Origin of the sequence: Vibrio tapetis subsp. tapetis (genome assembly GCF_900233005.1) — a bacterium.
GTDB classification, from domain to species: Bacteria; Pseudomonadota; Gammaproteobacteria; order Enterobacterales; family Vibrionaceae; genus Vibrio; species Vibrio tapetis.
In genome coordinates this window covers 257,845-281,712 of record NZ_LT960611.1, presented here as the reverse complement: position 1 = coordinate 281,712, position 23,868 = coordinate 257,845, and the positions used below count along the sequence as shown (strand labels likewise).

The window sequence follows — 23,868 nt, the reverse complement described above, 5'->3', positions numbered from 1 at the left end:
GCTGCGAGCTCGTTTTTCAAGCTATTCGGCTATTTTATTTATTCCTAATACACCTATTCATGAAAAGAACAGGTGCTGAAAGTTAAGTCTCTGTTCTATTTACCCAATGCACAGATGCCGTCAAGGCTTCATAACGACTATTAAACCACTGCTGATCAGGAACAAGCGCCGACACGTTGAGCTTTTCGAGCTGTGCGGTTGTTTGCTCATTTGGACACAACAAAAAGACTTGGCAGTCTGTTTCTAGTGCATCTTTGATTGCGTTTTCTAATGCTAAGCCTACGGTAACATCGATCATAGGCACATCACTCAAGTCCAAAATCATCACTTGATAGTCACCAATACTGGAGTGTTGGCGTGAAATCGCTTTGGAAACGCTGAAGATCATCGGCCCAGATAAGTAGAAGAATAAAACTTGCCCATTTGCACGCTCTAATAATGCTCGCTCGGTATCCGTCAGTGGTACATCGTCTTCATCGGCATCACTAATGGCTTTTACTTGTCTCGCTTGTTCTCGACTCAAACGCTCGATAACCAATATATTCGAAATAAAGACGCCGAGTCCAACCGCAACAATCAAATCCACAAATACCGTTAAGAACATGACGCCATACATGATAAATGTACCCTGCCAGCTGACCTTGTGGGCACGAGAGATAAAACTCCAATCAAGAATATTAAAGCCAACATACACGGCTATACCGGCTAATACTGCCATTGGTATCGGTGCCGTTAAGTCACTAGCCACCAAAACGACTAAAGCCAACACTAATGCCCTGATAACACCAGATAACGGCGAACGAGCCCCAACTTGAATATTAGTCACGGTTCCCATGGTTGCGCCCGCACCAGGGAGCGCACCAAATAAGCCACACAACATATTCGCAACTCCCTGCCCCCTCAGTTCTTTATCTGAGTCATGCTCTTTACGCGTCAATGAATCTGCAATAACAGCGGTTAACAAGGTATCAATGCAACCCAGTGTCCCTAAGACAAGCGCATCAATCAACATGGTGGTCACTAAGTCGGCACTGAACGTCGGCCAAACTAGGCTTGGCAAGCCTGCTGGGATCTCCCCGATTCGACGAATGCTGTCAGTATCAAAGAGTAAAATAGACAATAACGTGACCGCCACCAGCGCAACTAACTGTGCCGGTACATACTTCCGATAGCGCTGAGGAAGAAAAAACAAGATCGCCAGCGTCGTCGCACCAAGTAAAAGCTCAGAAAAACTGATGGCAGAAAACAATTCAGGAAGGTGATTAATAGTGCCAATCACCCCTCCGGAAGGAGAAGCTTGGCCTAGTAATGGCGCAAGTTGAAGAATAATAAGAATCACGCCAATACCAGACATAAAGCCAGATATCACGCTATACGGCATTAAGGTAATGTACTTACCCAACTTGAGGGTACCCAGTATAAACTGGAAGGCACCGGCCATCATGACAACGGTAAAGGTCATCGCTAACCCTGACTCGGGGTACTTAGCGGTCATAGTAGTAAGAACGGCCGTTAAGATAACCGTCATAGGGCCTGTAGGCTCCGAGATAAGGCTAGTAGACCCACCAAACAGTGCAGCGAATAGGCCAACCATTATCGCGCCCCACAAGCCAGCCTCGGCTCCAGCTCCAGATGCGACTCCGAATGCTAATGCCAACGGAAGTGAAATGATCGCAGTCGTTACACCACCAAACAGATCCCCCTTGAGAGTTAAGTCCTTATAACGCCCTTTCATTTCAAGCTCCACAATACTATTTCGAGTCCAGCTAGAGTCTATCATTTAAAAAACAGTGATCGACATATCAATTTTAAAAACACACATTCATTCAGCATACAAATATCAGCTAAAGCCTTGTGGTATAAGCAGAGCTTGATTGATAAAAAAAAGTAATAAAAAGTTTCAATTGGATCGAAAATACTACTCAGACCAGTGACAAACGAATGACAAAACGGCATTTATTTAAAGAGTTCCCCCTTTAGCTTGTGTATAGTGATTGGGATAAAGAGGATAGCTTGATGCCAGATATAAAACAGTTGTTTGCCAATAACACCGCGTGGGCGCAAACAATCAAAGCAGAAAAACCAGAATTTTTCGCAAAGTTAGCAGAGGGGCAACAACCAGAGTATTTGTGGATAGGTTGTTCTGATAGCCGAGTCCCCGCAGAGCGACTTACTGGCTTAGTATCCGGCGAGCTATTTGTTCACCGAAACGTGGCAAACCAAGTCATTCATACGGATCTAAATTGCCTTTCGGTTGTTCAATACGCCGTTGAAGTATTAAAAGTAAAGCACATCATAGTATGTGGTCATTACGGTTGTGGTGGCGTTAATGCCGCGATTGATAACCCTCAACTTGGTTTGATTAATAACTGGCTACTGCATATTCGCGATCTATACCTTAAACACCGTAGCCTTTTTGGCTCGTTACCTCGTGAACAATGGGGTGACAAATTGTGCGAAATTAACGTCGCTGAACAGGTGTACAACCTAGGCAACTCTACAGTAATGCAAAACGCTTGGGAGAAAGGCCAAGACGTGCAGATCCACGGTTGGGTTTACGGTATGGAAGATGGCGTTCTAAACGAGCTAGGCGTTCGATGCCATAGCCGAGAGTCATTGGAAGTCTCTTATCAAGCCGCGATGGCCAAGATATTAACGGTTGAAAACACCATCGATTAAACAAAAAACGCCCACATCATATTGTGGGCGTTTTTATTAGTCCGGCAATAATTGAGCCTACGGTAACGGCACTATTACTCTTGTGGTACCACTTTACCTACGTAAGGTAGGTGACGATAGTTTTGCGCATAATCGATCCCTACACCAACCACAAACTCGTCAGGAATTTCAAAACCGATAAATTTAGCGTCCACTTCGACTTCACGTCGAGACGGCTTATCAAGTAATGTACAAATCTGAATGGAGTTAGGCTCACGAATTTCCAGAATCTCACAGACTTTACTCAGCGTATTACCTGTATCAATGATGTCTTCCACTAGCAGTACGTCTTTGCCTTTAATATCATCATCAAGGTCTTTTAAGATACGTACATCACGAGAACTTTCCATCGCATTACCGTAGCTAGAAGCCGTCATAAAATCGATTTGGTGATTGATTTTAATCGCGCGGGTTAGATCAGCCATAAAGACAAACGAGCCACGCAATAATCCTACTAAAACTAAGTTTTCAGAATTATGGTAGTGCTCTGTGATCTGCTTTCCTAACTCTTCAACACGACTCTGAACTTCACTTTCAGAAATCATGACTTCTACTGTATGTTTCATACCGCTCTCATTATTTGTTAGTAGCTGATTTTACTGCGAAATTAATACTGACTATATAAAATAACAGTAAATTTCGCTCTGATTCATCTATTTTAGCACTGCAAACGCCTTAGGTTAAATTTTTAACTGCGTCATATTTTTTACTACTTAGCACTTTTCTAAGATTGACATGACCATATGCACCATTACACTCATATGTGATACACTTACTTATAAAATAATCATTAAATAAAAAACAACGTCGGCAAGGAAAATAAACATGGATATGGTAACAAAAAGACCAAGGACACGGCTTTCTCCTCAAAAACGAAAAGAACAACTTCATGATATTGCAATTGAAGTGTTTGCACGCAGAGGGATTGGTCGAGGTGGGCACGCAGACATCGCTGAAATAGCACAAGTCTCCGTCGCTACCGTTTTTAATTACTTTCAGACTCGCGAAGATTTAGTCGATGAAGTACTGAACCAAGTAGAGAAGCATTATTCTGAGTTCATTAATAAAAGCATCGATACAGATGCGAGCGCAGAATACAACCTCAATACACTCACCAACAACATCATTAACTCGGCTATTATTGGTGAAAATTGGATGAAAGTATGGTTTGAATGGAGCACTTCTACACGAGACGAAGTCTGGCCATTATTTTTGACTTGCAACGAAAGCAATCAAAAGAAAATGGAGCTAATGTTCGACAATGCGATGGAGAGTGGCGAGATTTGTGACCGCCATAACAGCGCCGATCTAGCAAACTTATTCCACGGCATCTGTTATTCACTTTATGTGCAAGCCAATCGGAACCCTGATGCTCAATACTTAGCAACCGTAAAGGAAAGCTTCCTTTCTATGCTTTGTATTTACAAGCAAAAATAGTATTTTCGATGCTATAGGGCTGATAACCCATTTAAAAATAATCACTTATAAAAGTCGCGCCTTGTGCGCGACTTTTTGTATTTACCACATCTCAAAAATGTAGCCTATATTGAAAGGGACAACGAAAATAACAGGAGTGCATATGAGTCAGACGGCCCTAATTTCAAGACTAAACGAATTACCTCGCTTACAAAAGATTCTTCAAGAGCTATTAGATATGGTCAACCAAGACGATGTCGATTTCGGCCAACTTGCCAATAAAATTGGCATGGAACAAATATTAAGTGCTCGCTTACTTCGTATGGCTAACTCCGCCCATTTTGGCGGAAATAAGACGGTCTCATCGGTCAATGATGCTTTGATTCGGGTGGGCAGCGGCCCTGTAAAAACGCTCGTTGTTGCCTCCGTGCTTTCCAGTGCTTTTCCCAAAGTCCCAAGCTTAGATATGACCGAGTATTGGACCAATACTTTTGAAGTCGCCACGCTGGCTAGCAAAATAGCCATGGCCAGTGGTGTCGAAAATGGTATCGATGCTAATGAAGCATTTACAGCCGCCATTTTACACAACATCGGCGAGCTGATGATCCACACCTTAGCACCTGAAGATGCCCGCACCGTCGCTGATCTAGTTGAAGCAGGACAAGATGAACTCTCAGCACAGCAAGAAGTTCTTGGCACCACAGCGCCTGAACTAGGCGCATTGCTGGCCAAAACATGGAAATTCCCAGATCACATGGTTGGCGCTATCAAACATTACCCGGACTCGCCTCAATCAGCGGAGAAACCAAGACTTGCCGTCGTTTTACATTTTGCCCGGGATATACACGCAAATTGGGATGAACAAGAAGACGACAAGGCGAAAGCGACATTTATTGCGACCCACCAAGATTCTAGAGCACTGATCATATCTTCTGCTGTTCGTGAGTCTATCGATAAAGTTAGAGGCAATGGTGCGGATATGGCAACACAAATGATGGCCGCTTAAACGAGCTCATTCATCTACTGGCCCTTACTCCCTAAACCGGAGTTTCAGACCGAAAAGATCAAAAAAGGCATCCGAAGATGCCTTTTTAAATTCGTTCATAAAAAGTCTAACTTACTTTCTTTTTACTGCTTTCTTATTTGGAAGGTCAGTAATTGAACCCTCAAATACTTCAGCAGCAAGGCCTACTGATTCATGCAACGTTGGGTGAGCATGAATAGTCAGCGCGATGTCTTCTGCATCACAACCCATCTCGATAGCAAGACCGATCTCACCTAGTAGCTCACCACCGTTAGTACCAACGATAGCACCACCAATAACACGATGAGTTTCTTTATCAAAGATAAGCTTAGTCATACCATCAGCACAGTCTGATGCGATAGCACGGCCTGAAGCAGCCCATGGGAATGTTGCAACTTCGTACTTAATGCCTTCGTCTTTCGCTTCACGCTCAGTTTTACCAACCCACGCGACTTCTGGTTCCGTGTACGCAATAGATGGAATTACTTTAGGATCAAAGTAGTGCTTCTTACCTGAAATAACTTCAGCAGCAACGTGGCCTTCATGCACACCTTTGTGAGCAAGCATAGGTTGACCTACAACATCACCAATTGCGTGAATGTGAGGAACGTTAGTACGCATTTGCTTATCAACATTGATGAAGCCACGCTCATCAACTTCGATACCCGCTTTTTCAGCGTCGATAAGTGCACCGTTTGGAACACGGCCGATAGCAACAAGAACGGCATCGTAGCGTTCAGCTTCTGCTGGTGCTTTTTTGCCTTCCATTGAAACGTAGATACCGTCTTCTTTCGCTTCAACTGCAGTAACTTTAGTTTGAAGCATTAGCTTAAACTTGTCTTTGATGCGCTTAGTGTAAACTTTAACGATGTCTTTATCCGCAGCAGGGATAACTTGATCGAACATCTCAACAACTTCAACTTTAGAACCTAGAGAGTGGTACACAGTACCCATTTCTAGACCGATAATACCACCGCCCATAATAAGCAGTTTTTCTGGTACTTCGTTTAGCTCTAGTGCGTCTGTTGAATCCCAAATGCGTGGATCTTCATGCGGGATAAATGGCAGTTTAATTGGACGAGAACCCGCAGCAATGATCGCATTGTCGAAGTTAACTGTCGTTGCTTCGCCTTCGCCTTCAACAAGCAAAGTATTAGGGCCAGTAAATTTACCGAAACCGTTAACAACCGTCACGTTACGCATCTTAGCCATTCCGCCAAGACCGCCAGTCAGTTGGTTAACAACTTTGTCTTTCCAGATACGAACTTTGTTGATGTCCGTTTGAGGCTCACCAAATACAACGCCGTGTTCAGCCATCGCTTTTGCTTCTTCGATCACTTTTGCAACGTGAAGCAGAGCTTTAGATGGGATACAACCAACATTCAAACATACACCACCTAGCGTGCTGTAACGTTCAACTAATACAGTTTCTAAACCTAGGTCTGCACAACGGAATGCAGCTGAGTATCCAGCAGGACCTGAACCAAGTACAACAACTTGGGCTTTAATTTCTTTGCTCATTGTGACCTCTTGTAGTCATTATCCCTAACAGGCTAAATGGGTAGCGCTTATAATTTTCTTAACTTTCAAACGACTCATATTTTACAGAGATGTTAACAGTGTGAAAGCAAGATTCAGTTAGCCTGTGAGCTAGACAACAATTCATCGACAGCAACCTCAACTTTGTTAGGGCTATGGATGTCAATCATTGTCTAAAAATTTGGTGTTATTAACAATTAAGGTGACTCGAAAGTCACCTTAATTATCACTTTCTAAAGAACTAAGCGACGAATGTCAGACAAACAGCCGTTCAAGTAAGTAATAAAGCGTGCGCCTTCTGCGCCATCGATCACACGGTGATCGTAAGACAGAGACATTGGCAATTGAAGACGAGGTTCGAATTCTTTACCGTTCCATACTGGCTTCATTTCAGACTTAGACACGCCTAAGATACCAACTTCTGGTGCATTTACGATAGGAGTAAATGCTGTACCACCAATACCACCAAGACTTGAGATAGTAAAACAACCACCTTGCATGTCTGCTGCTGTTAGCTTACCAGTACGTGCTTTCTTAGAAACAGCCATTAGCTCTTCAGATAGCTCGTAGATGCCTTTTTTGTTCACGTCTTTGAAGACAGGAACAACCAGGCCGTTTGGCGTATCAACTGCGATACCCACGTTTACGTATTTCTTAAGAATGATGCTTGCGCCATCATCAGAAAGAGAAGAGTTAAACGCTGGGAACGCTTCAAGCGCTTTCGCTACTGCTTTCATGATGAACACAAGTGGCGTGATCTTCATACCAGTATCTTTTTTCGCTTCAATCGCATTCTGTTCTTTACGGAAAGCTTCTAGTGCGGTGATGTCTGCGTTATCCCACTGTGTAACGTGCGGGATCATAACCCAGTTACGGTGCAGGTTTGCGCCAGAAATTTTCTTAATCTTAGAAAGCTTCTGAATTTCAGTTTCACCGAACTTGCTGAAGTCAACTTTTGGCCATGGTAGTAGACCAAGAGCGCTACCGTCGCCGCCTTTACCTGCCGCTGCTGCGCCAGACTCTAGGCGTTTCAGTGCATCTTTAACAAATGACTGAACATCTTCTTTCAAGATACGGCTCTTACGACCAGTACCTTTTACTTTAGCAAGGTTAACACCAAACTCACGAGCAAGACGACGAACAACTGGAGACGCATGTGCGTAATCACCGTTCTCTTCGAAATCGCCAGTTGCTGCAGGTGCTGCCGCTGGCGCTTCTGCTTTAGCTGCAGGCGCTGCCGCTGGTGCCGCTTGAGCTGGCGCTGCTACAGGAGCGGGTGCCGCACCTTCAACAACGAAAGTCATGATTGAAGAGCCAGTCGATACTTTATCGCCAGCTGCAATCTTGATTTCTTTGATAGTGCCCGCAAATGGTGCTGGTACTTCCATTGACGCTTTGTCGCCTTCAACAGTAATCAGAGACTGCTCTTCTTCAACTGTATCGCCAACCGCAACCATGATTTCAGTAACTTCTACTTCGTCACCGCCGATATCTGGAACGTTCACTTCTTTTTCAGCTGATGCTGCTGGAGCTGCTGCAACTGGTGCTGCCGCTGCTGGAGCAGGAGCGGCTGCTGGTGCAGAGCCCGCGACTTCAAATACCATGACTAGAGAACCAGTAGAGACTGAATCACCAGAAGCGATCTTGATTTCTTTAACGGTACCAGCGAATGGTGCAGGTACTTCCATTGAAGCTTTATCGCCTTCAACAGTAAGAAGAGACTGCTCTTCTTCTACACTATCGCCGATAGCAACCATGATTTCAGTTACTTCAACTTCGTCACCGCCGATATCTGGAACATGAACTTCTTTAAGCTCAGCTGTCGCTGCAGGCGCAGCTGCAACTGGTGCCGCCGCTTCAACTGCTGGCGCCGCTTCAACTGCTGGCGCAGCCGGTGCTGCTGCTGCACCTTCCGCTTCAAAGATCATAATTAGAGAACCCGTTGATACAGAATCGCCTTCAGAAATTTTAATTTCTTTAACAACACCCGCTTGAGACGCAGGTACTTCCATAGAAGCTTTGTCGCCTTCAACAGTGATCAGTGACTGTTCTTCTTCAACCTTGTCGCCAACGTTAACCAGAATCTCAGTTACTTCAACCTCATCTGCACCGATGTCTGGTACATTAATTTCGATTGTCATTGTTTATCTACCTTATGCGTATTGCGGGTTAGTTTTTTCAGTGTCGATATCGAATTTCTTGATTGCTTCAGCAACCACAGATTTGTCCATATCACCACGTTTAACAAGTTCAGTTAACGCTGCAACCACAACGTAGCCTGCGTTCACTTCGAAGTGACGACGTAGGTTTTCACGGCTATCAGAACGACCGAAGCCATCCGTACCCAGAACTTTGTAAGATTCAGCTGGAACGTATGCACGTACTTGCTCAGCGTAGTTCTTCATGTAATCCGTTACTGCGATTGCAGGTTCGTTACCTAGAACTTGAGTGATGTACGGAACTTTCGTTTCTGCATCAGGGTGAAGCATGTTGTCACGCTCTACCGCTTGGCCGTCACGAGTCAGTTCATTGAACGAGGTTACTGCGTAAATATCAGATGCTACGCCGTAATCTTCACTCAGAATTTGAGCGGCTTTACGCGCTTCATTCATGATAGTACCAGAGCTCATTAATTGAACTTTGCCCTTAGTACCAGCGTGAGATTCAAGCTTGTAGATACCCTTACGAATGCCTTCTTCAGCGCCTTCAGGCATTGCTGGCATTGCGTAGTTTTCGTTCATCACGGTTAGGTAGTAGTAAACGTTCTCTTGGTTCTCACCGTACATGCGACGGATACCGTCTTGCATGATTACCGCTAGCTCGTAAGCAAACGTTGGGTCGTAAGAGATACAGTTAGGTACTGTGTTCGCCATGATGTGCGAGTGGCCATCTTCGTGCTGTAGACCTTCGCCGTTTAGCGTTGTACGGCCTGCCGTTGCACCAAGTAGGAAACCACGAGCTTGTTGGTCACCTGCTAACCAAGCCATGTCACCAATACGTTGGAAACCGAACATTGAGTAGTAGATGTAGAACGGGATCATCGGTAGATCGTTTGTGCTGTATGAAGTTGCAGCGGCAACCCATGAAGCCATAGAACCTAGTTCGTTGATACCTTCTTGAAGAACTTGACCAGAAGTCGCTTCTTTGTAGTAAGAAACGATGCCTTTATCTTCAGGCGTGTAGTCTTGACCGTGTGGGTTGTAGATACCAACCTGACGGAATAGACCTTCCATACCGAATGTACGAGCTTCATCACAGATGATAGGAACAATGTTCTTACCAATGTTCTTATCTTTAAGCAGGATGTTTAGCGTACGTACGTATGCCATTGTTGTAGAGATATCACGCTTTTGCTCACCAAGAAGAGGAGCAAACGCTTCTAGCTCTGGCACTTTAAATTCTTGAGTGAATTTAGGCAGACGCTTAGGAGTGTAACCGTGTAGAGCGTTACGACGAGCGTGCATGTATTCGTATTCAGGAGAACCTTCTTCTAGCTTCAAGTACGGAAGTTCAGACAGTTTTTCGTCTGAAAGAAGGTCTTCTAAGCCAAGGCGGTTACGTAGATGTTGGATATGCGTCATATCCATTTTCTTAACGCCGTGTGCAATGTTTTTGCCTTCAGCTGCGTCGCCCATGCCGTAACCTTTAACAGTTTTAGCAAGGATTACCGTTGGTTTACCACCGGTTTCTTTCGCATTGTTGAATGCAGCAAACAGTTTAGATGAATCATGACCACCACGCTTAAGTGCGAAGATTTCGTCATCAGTCATGTCAGCAACAAGTGCTGCTGTTTCTGGGTATTTACCAAAGAAGTGCTCACGTACGTAGGCGCCATCTTTAGATTTGAATGTTTGGTAGTCGCCATCGATAGTTTCGTTCATTAGTTGAAGAAGCTTACCAGTGGTGTCTTTAGCAAGTAGTGAATCCCAGTTGCTACCCCAAATAACTTTAACAACGTTCCAACCAGCGCCTTTAAATAGGCCTTCTAGTTCTTGAATGATGCTGCCGTTACCCATTACAGGGCCATCTAGACGCTGTAGGTTACAGTTAATTAGGAAGCATAGGTTGTCCAGTTTTTCACGTGCAGCGAAAGAAAGTGCACCACGTGATTCCGGCTCATCCATTTCACCGTCACCTAGGAACGCGTATACGCGTTGAGCGCCAGTCTCTTTCATGCCACGGCCTTCAAGGTACTTAAGGAAGCGCGCTTGATAGATAGCAGAAATAGGACCAAGACCCATAGATACCGTCGGGAACTGCCAGAATTCAGGCATCAATTTCGGGTGCGGGTAAGAAGGGATACCTTTACCATCAACTTCTTGACGGAAGTTATCTAGCTGCTCTTCAGTTAGACGACCTTCAACGAAAGCACGTGAGTAAATGCCTGGAGAGATGTGACCTTGGTAGTATACCAAATCGCCGCCATCAGTTTCATTTGGAGCACGGAAGAAGTGGTTAAAACACACTTCATAGAACGCAGCTGCGGACTGGTAAGAAGCCATGTGGCCGCCTAAGTCCAAGTCTTTCTTTGATGCACGCAATACGATCATGATTGCGTTCCAGCGGATAATAGAACGAATACGACGCTCTAATGTTGTGTCACCTGGGTAAGCAGGTTCTTGCGCGGCTGGGATGGTATTGATGTAGTTGGTGTTGATACCGGTAGCCATATCTACGCCATCTAAACGAGCTTTATCTAGAACTTGTTCTAGTAAATATTGAGCGCGTTCTACACCTTCTTCACGTACGACTGATTCAAGGGCAGCTAACCACTCTTGAGTTTCCAGTGCATCAACGTCATTTGTCATGACTTCAGACATGCGATCTATCCTTTTGTTTTGTTGGATCTAGATTACAGGTATAAGAACTAGTTCTTTTTACCTTGTTGGATGCGACGCAAGGAGCGCTCTCGGCGACTCTCTTCACGCGTCAAATCAAGCAATACTTCTTCTATATAAGCCAGATGAGAATGTGACATCTCTCGGGCCTTTTCCGGCTGGCCAGTTACAATCGCGTCAACAATGTTGCCACGATGCACACTCACCCGCTCTACCACATCAGTTCGTCGATGCAGTAATTCTAAATTCTCAAATACGTTTTGTTCTAGTAATGGCGATAAGCTACGAACAATATGCAGCAGTACTACATTATGAGCCGCTTCTGTTAAGGCGATTAAAAAAGCCATTACTGCTGATGCTTCTAACGAAACATCCTTACTTTCTTGCGCTTTAGCGATATCCCCTACGCAGTGCTGGATTCTCGCAAAGTCGTCTTCTGTCCCACGTAGTGCAGCAAAATAGGCGCAAAGTCCTTCCATCGCATGACGCGCTTCCAGTAAGTCCAGTTGAGTTTCTGGATGCGCTGACAATAAATCTAGCAGAGGATCAGAAAAACTCTTCCATAAAGTTTCACTTACAAAAGTGCCTCCACCCTGTTTACGAGTTAACAGTTTTTTAGCTTCAAGACGTTGGATGGCTTCTCGCACCGAAGGTCTCGATACATCAAACTGTTTCGCCAACTCTCGCTCTGGTGGCAGTTGTTGCCCTGGAGCAAGTGTCCCTTCAACAATTAGCCTTTCAAGCTCCTGCTCAATTACATCAGAAAGCTTTGGCTGACGGATCCTTTGATAAGCCATAATTACTGTCTTTTGCCTGTTATTTATTATTTTGTAGTCAATTGGTATTACCAATTTCAGGGTGGGCAAAAAAGTAACACAATTAAAACATACCTGTCTAGGTGAAATTTGATTTAAATCATAGAAACCATCGAGTTGTAAACAGCCATTAACATCTGTGCATTAAAACAACAATAAGATTGGTCTTACCATTGAATAACAATAGATCTAATTATTTATTTTTATGATGAAAATAAATAACTTTGTTAACAAATAAAACTTAAAGCACGAATAAAATGTGCCTTAAATACAGTTATTTAAGTGATTCTCTGTACATTTTCCAGTCAAAACACAACCCTGGGTCGCTCTTACGCAGGGGGGAAATGTACTGATGCCCAGTAACTCTGGATGGAGAAATGGCGGGATAGTTCTGCATGATGACTTTACTCAGCAAGGCTAACGACTGATATTGCTCTGAGGAGTAGGCATCAAACTCACTGCCTTCGAGTTCAATGCCTATTGAATAGTCGTTACACCTCTCTTTGCCTGCAAAACTGGATTTACCGGCATGCCATGCACGTGCATTAAATGGCACGAACTGCACGACTTGACCGTCTCGTCTTATCAAGCAATGAGCTGACACTTTCATTTTTTCAATAACTTTAAAAAAAGGGTGCTTGGAAGCGTCGAGTTTCCCTTGGAAAAACTGCTCTATATAAGGGCCTCCGTATTGCAAAGGAGGCAAGCTGATATGGTGAAGCACGAGCAAAGAGATAACAGCATCATTGGGACGAGAATCAAAGTGGGGTGAAGGCACGTGCTTAGCTTGCGTTAACCAATGGTTTTCATCAATTTTCATATTTACTTCAACTCACCAGAAAGGAAATGACTAAGTTTGTTATCTACTTTTTGACAACAAATTTCAATTGAAACTCTTCATCCACTAAAATTTTGCGATAATTGGTGCTGAATTTCTGTCCTAGCAAGAGTATTATGCCCGCATTACTCAACACCAATGCAGATAGCCATGAAAAATACTCACAATAGCCAAGCGCGCCTTGATTATCTTAAGCAGCAACTCCCTCATGAAATCCGTCGTGCTGTCGCCGACACATTAAAAGAAGATTTAGGTGGTACGCTCGACGTATCTGCTGACATTACCGCGCAGCTGATCCCAGCCGATGCACAAAATGTCGCAACAATCATTACTCGTGAACACGGCGTGTTTTGTGGCCAAGCATGGGCTGATGAAGTGTTTGCTCAACTAGGTGGTGAAGTATCAATTGAGTGGCATGTAAAAGACGGCGATCACGTTGAACCTAATCAAACGCTGTGCACACTGACAGGGCCTGCTCGTACGTTGCTAACCGGTGAGCGTAACGCAATGAACTTCATTCAAACGTTATCTGGCTGTGCAACTGAAACCTCACGTTATGCCAAAGAGCTCGAAGGCACTGACTGTCGCCTACTCGATACTCGTAAAACCATTCCTGGTTTGCGTAGCGCGCTTAAATATGCGGTTGCATGTGGTGGTGGTTTTAATCACCGCATTGGTGTGTTTGATGCTTACCTTATAAAAGAGAACCACATCATTGCTTGTGGCGGTATTACGAAAGCGGTAAGCATTGCTAAAGAGCTGAACCCAGGTAAGCCGGTTGAAATTGAAACCGAAAGCCTTGAAGAACTGCAGCTTGCTATCGATGCGGGTGCGGACATTATCATGTTAGATAATTTCACCACTGACATGATGCGTGAAGCCGTGACAATTAATGCTGGCCGAGCGGCACTTGAAAACTCTGGCAACGTGACGTTAGAAACGCTTCGCGAGTATGCTGAAACCGGCGTGGATTATATTTCCGTTGGAGCTTTAACTAAGCACCTACAAGCGTTAGACCTGTCTATGCGCTTTAAGTAAGCTACGCTCAGTTTGTAACCATTATATCTAGGAGGCTTAGCCTCCTTTTTTTATGCCCGTACTTCCTAGCAAAACCAAGTAATACGAAAGACTTAGAGTCCGTCATCCCACTCGCAAGCTACTGCAACTGCCATGATCTGCCGATCATATTTTCATTAAGCCTACCGAGTATCTATATCTCTTTGATTTAAAAGATCATCGTCACTTTCTATTCTGATCCGGTATTTAAATTTATGGAGAAGAAAATGAAAAATAAACAACAAGGCTTTACGCTCATTGAGTTGATGATTGTGGTGGCGATCGTAGCTATTCTTTCGAGTTTTGCCGTTCCCGCTTACCAAAACTACACAAAAAAGGCGACACTTGCCGAATTCCCTAAAGCTGCTTCAGCGATAAAATTAGCGGTAGAAGTTTGTGCTCATGAGAGCTCCGCTGATAGCGATAGCTTCAAAACCAACTGTATTTCAAATAATAATGGGGTACCAGCTCAATTCACTCTAAATAAAATGCAGATTGTAGCTGCTGCAGGAAGTAGTTCAGGTGCTGTCGATATTCGTGTAAAAGCAACTTCAGATAAAGGACCAATAAAAACAGGCGAAACCTATGTTATGACAGCTAGTTACCAAGCCGAAGGGATAACTTGGGACTCCAAATGTTATAAAGACGCAGGTATGAGTCAAGCTAACACTGAATATTGCCCTTAATGTACAGCCTAATTCCTATTCTTGCTCATGCAGGCCTCATTACACTTGAGCATGAAATTGAATTGAGAGATCACCTTAGCACCTCAGAAACATCCGTTTGTGAGGCGCTAAATGAGCTAGGATTTCTGTCACCTGCATTATTACTTCAAAAGCTAAGCCAACTGTTTGGCCTACGCATTGAAAATCCATTGGACTACCCCTACTCCGCTTTATGTAAGAAGCTGGGCGTCAGAGAATTGATCTCTCGCCAGCAGGCGCTGCCGCTCTATCAAAACGGTCAACTGCTTTGTGTTGCTATTAGTGACCCTAGCAATACCGAGATAGAAGAAGAGTTTGGCTTTGCAACCAACCTTTCCATTGAATTGGTCTTGTGCGAAGAAAAGCAATTACGAGCCTGTATTAAACGTCTGTATGGCAACTTAATTGATAGCGATGATGGTGCAGGTAGAGACATCAACGAACAAGACTTAGCAGAGCTTGTCACGGTCTCCGACAACGAGCATCAGCAAAATGAAGATCTAAGCAAAGATACATCGCCAGTAAGCCGTTTCATTCATCAAGTACTCTTAGAAGCGATACGGAAGAACGCGTCAGATATTCACTTTGAACCTTACGAAGAGAGTTATCGTATTCGCATGCGGTGCGATGGCATGCTACTCCAAACCAATTCACCGCCTTCTCAACTCAATAGGCGCTTAGCCGCTCGCTTAAAAATTCTCGCTAAGTTAGACATTGCAGAAAGACGATTACCCCAAGACGGTCGAATCAAACTTCATTTGAACGCCAATACGTCCATCGATCTTCGAGTCTCGACCTTACCAACACTTTGGGGCGAAAAGGTGGTGTTGCGTTTACTCGATGGCGACAATGCCAAATTGGACATCAACGCTCTGGGCTATAGCGAACAACAAAAACAGATCTATCTCAATGCATTGTCTAAGCCGCAAGGCATGATCTTGATGACCGGCCCGACAGGCAGTGGCAAAACCATTTCACTCTACACTGGGCTAAGTAAGCTCAATAAAATAGAACGTAATATTTCGACCGCTGAAGATCCTGTTGAGATCAATTTCCCCGGGATCAACCAAGTGCAAATTCAGCCTAAAGTGGGTTTTACTTTTGCTAAAGCTTTACGTGCCTTTCTACGTCAAGATCCCGATGTGGTGATGTTAGGGGAAATTCGAGATCTCGAGACGGCAGAAATTGCCATCAAAGCCGCACAAACTGGTCATTTAGTCCTCTCAACCTTGCACACCAACTCAGCAGCAGAAACCATCATTCGCTTACAAAATATGGGGATCGAAGCATACAACTTGGCATCATCATTAAGCTTAGTTGTCGCTCAGCGCCTTGCAAGACGCCTATGCCCTCAATGCAAAACCGAACATCGGATGCCCTTCGCAATGCGACAGGCGTTAGATATCGGCCAAGACTGTCGTATTTATCAAGCAAACAAAGAAGGCTGTAACGATTGCAACGCAGGCTATAGCGGCCGTATTGGTATCTACGAAATGCTGCAAATTAACGATCAACTTATAGAAGCCATCGCCAAGCGATTGAGCATGCCTGAACTGGAAGCCATTGCCGTTCAGCATGGCATGATTACGCTAAGACAAGCAGGTATAGATAAACTCAAATTGGGAATCACCAGCCACCAAGAACTTCAACGCGTACTATTCCTATAAGGGCACCCGATGGATTCCACTTCGTTTTATCGCTTAAAGCTGCATAACTTCCGATGGCGTGGGCACAATAGCTCAGGTAAAAAAGTCTCAGGACAGATCCTGGCTTACACAGAGTGTGAAGTAAGGGATCGGCTTTCTAATCAAAAAATACACATACAAAAAATCAAACGCCGCAGTGTTTCTTTTTTTGAAAGAGTCTCCAACAAAGTCAGTGCGAAGGACATTCTCATTTTCAGTCGTCAGATGGCCACCATGCTTGATGCTGGTGTTCCCATGATACAAGCCCTAAAAATGCTGATGGATAACCAAAACAAAGCCGAGATGAAGTCTATACTGCGCCAATTATCTAGCGCGGTTGAAGCGGGAACGCCACTTTCTCGAGCGCTTGCAACGACATCGATCCATTTTGACAACTTCTACGTCGATCTCATCGCAACGGGTGAACAAACCGGTCATCTTTCGCAGATATTCGACCGGCTGGCGACTTATCAAGAAAAAAGTGCATTGCTGAAATCAAAAGTAAAAAAGGCCATGATTTACCCCGCGATGGTGAGCTTTACGGCTCTACTGGTATCCTACTTAATGCTGACGTTTGTGATCCCAGAATTTGAAACCATGTTCGCAGGATTAGGAGCCAATTTACCTTGGTTTACTCAGCAAGTCTTAAATCTTTCTCATGTGGTTCAAGCGCAAGGCTGGAAGCTTTTTTGCCTATTGATTGCTCTCACCCTTTGCTTACGCGCTGCAAAAAAGCGTTCCTATGCGCTTAGGCTAATCATCGCTCGCTACGTTTTGGTCTTGCCGATTATCGGAGCGGTACTCACTAAAGCTTCCCTTGCCAAGTTCAGTCGTACCTTAGCCATCAGTTTTAGCTCAGGAATTCCGATTCTATCCGGCATAGAAACCAGTTCAAAAACCGCAAATAATCTCTATTTCCAAAAGGTCATCACCAAAGTTCTGCAAGATACTGCCGCGGGAATGCCTATCTATTTGGCAATGAGAAACAGCAATGCCTTCCCTGAAATGATGCTGCAAATGGTCATGATCGGAGAAGAGTCTGGCCGCTTAGACAACATGCTCAATAAAGTAGCAGACGTCTACGAAAATGAGGTCGACGATACTGTCGATAACTTAGGTAAACTGCTAGAACCCATCATAATTTTGGTTTTAGGAGGGCTAATTGGAGGATTGGTCATCGCAATGTACCTTCCGATCTTTAACTTAATGAGCGTGATAGGATAAGATACAGAGACAACGCCGTATTACTCTGAGTTATTTGGCTTTGATAGATTCATTATTTTTACTAGTGACCACGAGAGTGTTATGGAAGCGTTTTACTACTACCCTTGGCTATATCCTTTATTCGCCACTATATTTGGCCTAATGATAGGCAGTTTCCTTAATGTCGTGATCTATCGAACGCCTCTTATGATGGAGCGTGAATGGAAACAAGAGTTTACCGAATCCTATCCCGAACTTTGCCCTGATGCAAAGATCGATACAACACCATTAAGCCTGAGCACTCCGAGATCGACCTGCCCTAAATGTCAGCATCAATTAAGTATCTCAGACAATATCCCGGTAATTAGCTGGCTATTTTTGAAAGGAAAATGCCGCTACTGCGAAACTAAAATCAGTGTTCGCTACCCAGCGGTAGAAATACTGACAGCCACATTGTCGTTAGTTATCGCTCTGAGCTTCCCACTCAGCCTTTATAGTGTCGCTCTATTATTTTTTACCTTTACGCTCATCGCTGCTACTTTCATCGATCTCGACACTCTACTGCTTCCAGACCAACTCACATTGCCATTAATGTGGTCAGGGATCGCACTGGCCCTGGTAGGCGAAAGCCCACTCAGCTTACAAGACTCGGTCATCGGTGCCATGGCTGGGTATCTGTGTTTATGGTCAGTTTACAAAGTATTCAAGCTATTAACGGGCAAAGATGGCATGGGTTACGGGGACTTTAAACTGCTCGCCGCACTAGGAGCATGGCTTGGGTGGCAAAGTCTGCCAATGATTGTGCTTATGTCCTCTTTGGTCGGATTAGTCTTTGGTCTCATTCAACTGCGCTTACAGCGTAAGGGCATTGAACACGTTTTTCCTTTTGGCCCATATCTGGCCATCGCTGGCTGGTTAACATTGCTATTTGGTAGCGAAATCGCAAATTGGTACTTCACCAACATTCTAGGTATATAAACGAGGCAGTTATGGCACTGATTATTGGCTTAACCGGCGGTATCTCAAGCGGTAAGACAACCGTAGCTGATCTATTTAAACAGCATTTTGACATAGACCTTGTTGATGCTGATATCATAGCAAGGCAGGTCGTTGAACCTCAAAGTGATGGGCTAAAAGCGATTGAACAACATTTTGGGAGTTCAGTCATTGCGAAAGACGGGACGCTCGATAGAGTAAAACTCCGAGAGCATATTTTTTCTTCTGAACAAGAAAAGCAATGGCTAAATAGTTTGCTTCACCCTCTGATTCGTCAGCAGATGCAGCAAGAGATCAAAAGAGTACGATCACCTTATGCATTATTGGTGGTTCCCCTATTGATTGAAAACCAACTACAATCAATGGTCGACCGAATATTGGTCATTGATGTTCAGACCCAAACGCAGATCCAACGCACCATGCAGCGAGATCATGTCAGCGAGCAGCAAGTGAGATCGATCTTAGCTTCACAGATCAGTCGAGATGAAAGGCTTAGCCATGCTGATGATGTTATTGATAATAGTTACTCAAATGATGAACTTTTTCCTCAGATCACTAAATTGCACCAGAAATATCTGGCAATGTGCGACTAAATTCGGTGAAATGGTAGGTAGAGGACGAGAAAGGCAACTTCATGACCACGCATAAATTTGAACACCCGCTTAATGAGAAAACACGTATCTACTTGCGAGTGGAGTCGCTATTGCGCCAAATGAATCATGCTGCTCAACATGTAGATGGCTTTCATTATCAATTATTCTTTCGCCCGATGTTTGATATGTTGGATATATTCGAACAGATCCAACTTAAAACTGAGCTCGCAAAAGATTTAGAGAAACAAAGATTAAACTATAAAAGTTGGCTAAACGTTGAAGGCGTAGACCAAAACACACTGCATACCATTTTGGAGCAGATTGATGTGGTACATCGCGATCTTATGTCGGCTCAACGATTCGGACAGTCTTTAAAAGAAGACCGCTTTTTAAGTGCCATACGCCAACGGTTTAATCTACCTGGTGGGTCTTGTTGCTTTGATCTCCCTGCTCTGCATTTTTGGTTACATCAACCAGAAAGTAATAGATTACGTGATATAGCACGCTGGCAAAGCAGTTTAAAACCCCTCACTGAAGCCTTGCATCTTTGGTTAAAGCTATCTCGCGAAACTGGCTACGAAAAGCCTCAAATTGCACGCGCTGGATTTTTCCAAAGTGATGCAGAAGAAGCCAATATATTGCGTTTATCCATCCCATTACAATATGGTACGTATCCAATGATATCGGGCCATAAAAATCGTTTTGCCATTAAGTTCATTTCATTTGAAACAGGCCAAGCTTATCCGAATGACGTTGAATTTGATCTCGCCATTTGCAGCTAGAATTACCTTATAGATAGAGCCAACATGACTAAAGTAACCATCGTTAAATGCCCAACCTGTCAAACAAACGTTGAATGGAATGAGCACGCAGCCTACCGCCCTTTTTGCAGCAAGCAGTGCCAGTTAATTGACTTTGGCGAATGGGCCGATGAAGAGAAAGCCATTCCAGGCGCACCCGACATGTCGGATGCGGATGGTTGGTCTGAAGATGGGTATTTGGATAAAGAGCTATAGGCTACAGGCTACAGGCTACAGGCTACAGGCTACAGGCTACAGGCTACAGGCTACAGGCTACAGGCTACAGGCTACAGGCTACAGGCTACAGGCTACAGGCTACAGGCTTAGCAAGATTTTGGGTTTTTAATACTAAGTTCAACAAAAATCGATCCCTTTTTTTAGCCTATCTCCTTATGCCTTATGCCTTACGCCTCATCCCCATACTCTTCAATCACTTTATTAAGCACAGGAATATTAGCTTCCGGAAATTCAAAATCCGTAAGCTGATGGATATCAATCCACTGGCCTAGTTGACCTTCTTTTCCATAGGGCTGATGTTTAAACTCAGTCACTACAAAAAAATCAAATTCTAAGCTTTTATCCGAATAATCGTGTTGTAAATGCTGAAACAACGCAAGCTGAGTCACTTCAATACCAATTTCTTCAAATAGCTCGCGTACTGTCGCGTCAGAGGCGTTTTCACCTTCTTCCACCTTCCCGCCGGGAAACTCCCATAAACCGCCTTTATGAGCCGTATCAGGACGCTTAGTTATGAATACTTGGGTTTTATCTGGATTCAAGATGACACCCGCGGCAATGTGAATTCGTTTCATGTTAACTCTCTTGTATTCAAAAGGCTTCTAGTCAAAAGGTCGTAGTCAAAAAAAGAGCCGCCAACGGCGACTCTGATTTCAATGTACTGACATCAATCGATTAGATTTTGCCGTGACACTGCTTATATTTCTTACCCGAACCACATGGGCAAGGTTCGTTACGACCTACTTTGCGATCTTCACGCTGTATAGGTTGCTGACCCGCAGACTCTTCTTCGCCATCGGTAAGTTGATTGTCAGCAGATTGGTGCTGGAATTGTTGACGACGAGCCGCTTCTTCAGCTTGTACTCGACGATTTTCTTCCATACGGTCGACTTCTTCTTGTTGTTGAACGCGAACTTTACTTAGCACAGTCACAACATCTAACTTAAGTGCATCAAGCAGCTCTTCAAACAACTCAAACGACTCGCGCTTGTACTCTTGTTTCGGGTTCTTCTGAGCGTAGCCACGTAAATGGATACCTTGACGAAGATGATCCATTGCTGCCAAATGCTCTTTCCACAAGGTGTCTAGAGTTTGCAGCATCACAGATTTTTCAAAGTTACGTAGAACACTCTCACCTACCACTTCTTCTTTCTGCTTGTACACCTCAACAGCGGTTGCCAGAATGCGCTCACGCAGGGCTTCTTCATACAGCTTGTCGTCTTCATCCAACCAAGTTTGAATGGTCAAATCGAGATCAAACTCCGCTTTCAGGCGCTCTTCAAGTCCTTTGATGTCCCACATGTCTTCAAGAGACTGTGGTGGGATAAACTCGTTCAGTAAAGTTTCAAATACATCTTCACGGTTGTGAGCAATCATGTCACTGATATCTTCAGCACTCATTAGCTCATCACGTAGCTCGTATACCACTTTACGCTGGTCGTTTGCCACATCATCGAATTCAAGTAGCTGCTTACGAATATCAAAGTTTCGGCCTTCAACTTTACGCTGTGCCTTTTCGATCGAACGTGAAAGCATACGGCTTTCGATCGCTTCGCCTTCGTCCATTCCACTTTGAATAAGACCCGCCATGCGTTCTGAAGTAAAGATACGCAGCAATGAATCTTCCATAGAAAGATAGAAGCGTGAAGAACCGGCATCACCTTGACGGCCAGAACGACCACGTAGTTGGTTATCGATACGACGAGATTCGTGGCGTTCAGTACCAATGATATGTAAGCCACCCGCCGCAAGTACGGCATCGTGTACTTCTTTCCAATCCGCTTTGATTTTTTCAATTTGAGCGTCAGTTGGATTGTCTAGCTTAGCAATTTGACTCTGCCAGCTACCACCCAATACGATATCAGTACCACGGCCAGCCATGTTGGTTGCGATGGTAACGGCACTTGGTGTACCCGCTTGCGCAACGATATCAGCTTCCATTTCGTGGAACTTAGCATTAAGAACGTTGTGCTTAATTTTTGCCGTTTTTAGCGCATTTGAAAGTAGCTCTGATTTTTCAATCGAAACCGTACCAACCAATGTAGGCTGACCTTTCTCAACGCGGACTTTAATGTCTTCAATGATCGCATTAAACTTTTCAGTCTCTGAACGATAAACCACATCTGGCATATCATCACGAACCATAGGTTGGTTGGTTGGAATAACAACTGTTTCAAGACCGTAAATAGACTGAAATTCAAACGCTTCGGTATCAGCAGTACCTGTCATACCAGAAAGTTTGTCGTAAAGACGGAAGTAGTTCTGGAATGTGATAGAGGCCAGCGTCTGGTTTTCGTTTTGAATCTTAACGCCTTCTTTTGCTTCCACCGCTTGGTGCAAACCTTCAGACCAACGACGTCCCGGCATTGTACGACCGGTATGTTCATCAACGATAACCACTTCACCTTCAGGCGAAACAATGTAGTCCACATCTCGTTCAAATAAAACGTGAGCACGTAGCGCTGTATTTACGTGGTGAAGCAAGCTAATGTTAGTTGGAGAGTAAAGTGTATCGCCCTCTTCCATTAAGCCATTTTTAACCATTAGGTCTTCTACAAATTCTTGACCCGTTTCTGTCAGGTGAACTTGCTTAGATTTTTCATCTAATGTGTAGTGACCATCACCACGATAATCTTCAGTATCTTCTTCAGCTTGACGCTCTAGGCTTGGGATCAGCGTGTTAATCTTGGTGTATAGCTCAGAGCTGTCTTCCGCAGGGCCTGAAATAATCAATGGCGTACGTGCTTCATCGATTAAGATGGAATCCACTTCATCGACAACAGCAAAGAAACGCTCTCGCTGAACTCGGTCTTCACTGCGAAATGCCATGTTGTCACGCAGGTAATCAAAACCAAACTCATTGTTTGTGCCGTAAAGGATATCAGCTAGGTAGGCTTGTTTTTTCTCTTGTGGCGGCATGTTTGGCACGTTAATGCCGACGGTCATACCTAAGAATTCAAATAATGGACGGTTAGTTTCAGCATCACGTGTTGCTAGGTAGTCATTCACTGTTACGATGTGAACGCCTTTGCCCGTTAGTGCGTTTAAGTACGCTGGCAAGGTTGCTGTAAGTGTTTTACCTTCACCTGTACGCATTTCTGCGATTTGGCTGCCGTTTAGAACCATGCCACCGATAAGCTGCACATCAAAGTGGCGCATGCCGTAAACACGTTTAGACGCTTCACGAACGGTCGCAAATGCTTCTGGAAGTAGGCTATCAAGCTCTGCACCGTTTTCTAGGCGCTCACGAAATTCAAGCGTCTTGGCTTTTAGCTCATCATCAGATAACGCTTCAAACGTTGGCTCGTAATTATTAATTTCTTTTACTATTTTTCGTAAACGGCGCAACGTTCTGTCGTTGCGGCTGCCAATCACTTTTGTCAGTAGCTTAGTTATCATTGTTTAT

The 23,868-nt window shown here is 44.2% G+C and carries 20 protein-coding genes; 11 read left to right on the top strand and 9 right to left on the bottom strand.

The features are described 5' to 3' along the window. Positions 1-82: 82 nt before the first annotated feature. Entirely contained in the window at positions 83-1,735 is a 1,653-nt protein-coding gene (locus VTAP4600_RS01325) for a SulP family inorganic anion transporter (RefSeq protein ID WP_102521151.1), read from the bottom strand. Between the two features lie 281 nt (positions 1,736-2,016). On the opposite strand from VTAP4600_RS01325, the gene can reads away from it, so the two are divergent. After that, positions 2,017-2,679 carry a carbonate dehydratase gene (can, locus tag VTAP4600_RS01320; RefSeq protein WP_102521150.1) on the top strand — a complete coding sequence of 221 codons (663 nt, stop codon included), beginning with the start codon at positions 2,017-2,019 and terminating at the stop codon, positions 2,677-2,679. A 74-nt stretch (positions 2,680-2,753) separates the two neighbouring features. Here the strand turns inward: can and hpt are convergent, their stop codons facing one another. Then, positions 2,754-3,284 carry a hypoxanthine phosphoribosyltransferase gene (gene hpt, locus VTAP4600_RS01315; protein WP_102521149.1) on the bottom strand — a complete coding sequence of 177 codons (531 nt, stop codon included), beginning with the start codon at positions 3,282-3,284 and terminating at the stop codon, positions 2,754-2,756. Positions 3,285-3,543: 259 nt separating this feature from the next. On the opposite strand from hpt, the gene VTAP4600_RS01310 reads away from it, so the two are divergent. After that, positions 3,544-4,155 carry a TetR/AcrR family transcriptional regulator gene (locus VTAP4600_RS01310; RefSeq protein ID WP_102521148.1) on the top strand — a complete coding sequence of 204 codons (612 nt, stop codon included), beginning with the start codon at positions 3,544-3,546 and terminating at the stop codon, positions 4,153-4,155. 142 nt (positions 4,156-4,297) lie between these two features. Beyond that, a complete protein-coding gene (locus tag VTAP4600_RS01305; RefSeq protein WP_102521147.1) occupies positions 4,298-5,140 on the top strand; it encodes an HDOD domain-containing protein in 843 nt (280 codons plus the stop codon). A 111-nt stretch (positions 5,141-5,251) separates the two neighbouring features. On the opposite strand, the gene lpdA is transcribed toward VTAP4600_RS01305, so the two are convergent. The 5 genes from lpdA to ampD all read right to left on the bottom strand — a co-directional run bounded on the left by lpdA (position 5,252) and on the right by ampD (position 13,170). Continuing rightward, a complete protein-coding gene (lpdA, locus tag VTAP4600_RS01300) occupies positions 5,252-6,679 on the bottom strand; it encodes a dihydrolipoyl dehydrogenase (protein WP_102521146.1) in 1,428 nt (475 codons plus the stop codon). 251 nt (positions 6,680-6,930) lie between these two features. After that, a complete protein-coding gene (gene aceF, locus VTAP4600_RS01295; protein WP_102521145.1) occupies positions 6,931-8,838 on the bottom strand; it encodes a pyruvate dehydrogenase complex dihydrolipoyllysine-residue acetyltransferase in 1,908 nt (635 codons plus the stop codon). Between the two features lie 12 nt (positions 8,839-8,850). After that, positions 8,851-11,517: a pyruvate dehydrogenase (acetyl-transferring), homodimeric type gene (gene aceE / locus VTAP4600_RS01290; protein WP_102521144.1), complete on the bottom strand. Its 2,667-nt coding sequence runs from the start codon at positions 11,515-11,517 to the stop codon at positions 8,851-8,853. Positions 11,518-11,564: 47 nt separating this feature from the next. Continuing rightward, on the bottom strand, positions 11,565-12,332 hold the full coding sequence (gene pdhR, locus VTAP4600_RS01285) for a pyruvate dehydrogenase complex transcriptional repressor PdhR (protein WP_102521143.1): 768 nt from the start codon (positions 12,330-12,332) through the stop codon (positions 11,565-11,567). A gap of 292 nt (positions 12,333-12,624) precedes the next feature. Next, positions 12,625-13,170: a 1,6-anhydro-N-acetylmuramyl-L-alanine amidase AmpD gene (ampD, locus tag VTAP4600_RS01280; RefSeq protein ID WP_102521142.1), complete on the bottom strand. Its 546-nt coding sequence runs from the start codon at positions 13,168-13,170 to the stop codon at positions 12,625-12,627. A gap of 168 nt (positions 13,171-13,338) precedes the next feature. Here ampD and nadC point away from each other — a divergent pair, with 168 nt between their 5' ends. The 8 genes from nadC (at position 13,339) to yacG (ending at position 20,441) form a co-directional block, all read left to right on the top strand. Further along, positions 13,339-14,226 carry a carboxylating nicotinate-nucleotide diphosphorylase gene (nadC, locus tag VTAP4600_RS01275; protein WP_102521141.1) on the top strand — a complete coding sequence of 296 codons (888 nt, stop codon included), beginning with the start codon at positions 13,339-13,341 and terminating at the stop codon, positions 14,224-14,226. 233 nt (positions 14,227-14,459) lie between these two features. Beyond that, positions 14,460-14,930, top strand: a complete 471-nt coding sequence (locus VTAP4600_RS01270) for a pilin (protein ID WP_102521140.1) — start codon at positions 14,460-14,462, stop codon at positions 14,928-14,930. Then, positions 14,930-16,615 (top strand): type IV-A pilus assembly ATPase PilB, encoded by a 1,686-nt coding sequence (pilB, locus tag VTAP4600_RS01265; protein WP_102521139.1) that lies wholly within the window; start codon positions 14,930-14,932, stop codon positions 16,613-16,615. The genes VTAP4600_RS01270 and pilB overlap by 1 nt, the downstream gene beginning before the upstream one ends. A 9-nt stretch (positions 16,616-16,624) precedes the next feature. After that, positions 16,625-17,857, top strand: a complete 1,233-nt coding sequence (locus tag VTAP4600_RS01260) for a type II secretion system F family protein (RefSeq protein WP_102521138.1) — start codon at positions 16,625-16,627, stop codon at positions 17,855-17,857. 81 nt (positions 17,858-17,938) lie between these two features. Then, positions 17,939-18,814, top strand: a complete 876-nt coding sequence (locus VTAP4600_RS01255; RefSeq protein WP_102521137.1) for a prepilin peptidase — start codon at positions 17,939-17,941, stop codon at positions 18,812-18,814. A gap of 11 nt (positions 18,815-18,825) precedes the next feature. Continuing rightward, the gene (gene coaE / locus VTAP4600_RS01250) at positions 18,826-19,425 is read left to right on the top strand and encodes a dephospho-CoA kinase (RefSeq protein ID WP_102521136.1); all 600 of its coding nucleotides are present in this window, start codon (positions 18,826-18,828) and stop codon (positions 19,423-19,425) included. A gap of 41 nt (positions 19,426-19,466) precedes the next feature. Further along, entirely contained in the window at positions 19,467-20,207 is a 741-nt protein-coding gene (gene zapD, locus VTAP4600_RS01245) for a cell division protein ZapD (RefSeq protein ID WP_102521135.1), read from the top strand. A gap of 24 nt (positions 20,208-20,231) precedes the next feature. Further along, on the top strand, positions 20,232-20,441 hold the full coding sequence (yacG, locus tag VTAP4600_RS01240) for a DNA gyrase inhibitor YacG (protein ID WP_102521134.1): 210 nt from the start codon (positions 20,232-20,234) through the stop codon (positions 20,439-20,441). A 188-nt stretch (positions 20,442-20,629) separates the two neighbouring features. Here yacG and mutT read toward each other — a convergent pair whose 3' ends face one another. Then, complete coding sequence (gene mutT / locus VTAP4600_RS01235) at positions 20,630-21,037, bottom strand: 8-oxo-dGTP diphosphatase MutT (RefSeq protein ID WP_102521133.1); 408 nt, start codon at positions 21,035-21,037, stop codon at positions 20,630-20,632. Positions 21,038-21,137: 100 nt separating this feature from the next. Beyond that, positions 21,138-23,861, bottom strand: a complete 2,724-nt coding sequence (gene secA / locus VTAP4600_RS01230) for a preprotein translocase subunit SecA (RefSeq protein ID WP_102521132.1) — start codon at positions 23,859-23,861, stop codon at positions 21,138-21,140. Between the last annotated feature and the right edge of the window lie 7 nt (positions 23,862-23,868).

What these genes read in the sequence shown, in the direction of transcription:
- VTAP4600_RS01310 (WP_102521148.1), top strand. Translation starts at nt 3,544, where the DNA reads ATGGATATGGTAACAAAAAGACCAAGGACACGGCTTTCTCCTCAAAAA.
- lpdA (WP_102521146.1), bottom strand. Translation starts at nt 6,679, where the DNA reads ATGAGCAAAGAAATTAAAGCCCAAGTTGTTGTACTTGGTTCAGGTCCT.
- ampD (WP_102521142.1), bottom strand. Translation starts at nt 13,170, where the DNA reads ATGAAAATTGATGAAAACCATTGGTTAACGCAAGCTAAGCACGTGCCT.
- VTAP4600_RS01305 (WP_102521147.1), top strand. Translation starts at nt 4,298, where the DNA reads ATGAGTCAGACGGCCCTAATTTCAAGACTAAACGAATTACCTCGCTTA.
- secA (WP_102521132.1), bottom strand. Translation starts at nt 23,861, where the DNA reads ATGATAACTAAGCTACTGACAAAAGTGATTGGCAGCCGCAACGACAGA.
- VTAP4600_RS01255 (WP_102521137.1), top strand. Translation starts at nt 17,939, where the DNA reads ATGGAAGCGTTTTACTACTACCCTTGGCTATATCCTTTATTCGCCACT.
- VTAP4600_RS01270 (WP_102521140.1), top strand. Translation starts at nt 14,460, where the DNA reads ATGGAGAAGAAAATGAAAAATAAACAACAAGGCTTTACGCTCATTGAG.
- aceE (WP_102521144.1), bottom strand. Translation starts at nt 11,517, where the DNA reads ATGTCTGAAGTCATGACAAATGACGTTGATGCACTGGAAACTCAAGAG.
- coaE (WP_102521136.1), top strand. Translation starts at nt 18,826, where the DNA reads ATGGCACTGATTATTGGCTTAACCGGCGGTATCTCAAGCGGTAAGACA.
- aceF (WP_102521145.1), bottom strand. Translation starts at nt 8,838, where the DNA reads ATGACAATCGAAATTAATGTACCAGACATCGGTGCAGATGAGGTTGAA.
- pilB (WP_102521139.1), top strand. Translation starts at nt 14,930, where the DNA reads ATGTACAGCCTAATTCCTATTCTTGCTCATGCAGGCCTCATTACACTT.
- pdhR (WP_102521143.1), bottom strand. Translation starts at nt 12,332, where the DNA reads ATGGCTTATCAAAGGATCCGTCAGCCAAAGCTTTCTGATGTAATTGAG.
- mutT (WP_102521133.1), bottom strand. Translation starts at nt 21,037, where the DNA reads ATGAAACGAATTCACATTGCCGCGGGTGTCATCTTGAATCCAGATAAA.
- VTAP4600_RS01325 (WP_102521151.1), bottom strand. Translation starts at nt 1,735, where the DNA reads ATGAAAGGGCGTTATAAGGACTTAACTCTCAAGGGGGATCTGTTTGGT.
- hpt (WP_102521149.1), bottom strand. Translation starts at nt 3,284, where the DNA reads ATGAAACATACAGTAGAAGTCATGATTTCTGAAAGTGAAGTTCAGAGT.
- can (WP_102521150.1), top strand. Translation starts at nt 2,017, where the DNA reads ATGCCAGATATAAAACAGTTGTTTGCCAATAACACCGCGTGGGCGCAA.
- zapD (WP_102521135.1), top strand. Translation starts at nt 19,467, where the DNA reads ATGACCACGCATAAATTTGAACACCCGCTTAATGAGAAAACACGTATC.
- nadC (WP_102521141.1), top strand. Translation starts at nt 13,339, where the DNA reads ATGAAAAATACTCACAATAGCCAAGCGCGCCTTGATTATCTTAAGCAG.
- VTAP4600_RS01260 (WP_102521138.1), top strand. Translation starts at nt 16,625, where the DNA reads ATGGATTCCACTTCGTTTTATCGCTTAAAGCTGCATAACTTCCGATGG.
- yacG (WP_102521134.1), top strand. Translation starts at nt 20,232, where the DNA reads ATGACTAAAGTAACCATCGTTAAATGCCCAACCTGTCAAACAAACGTT.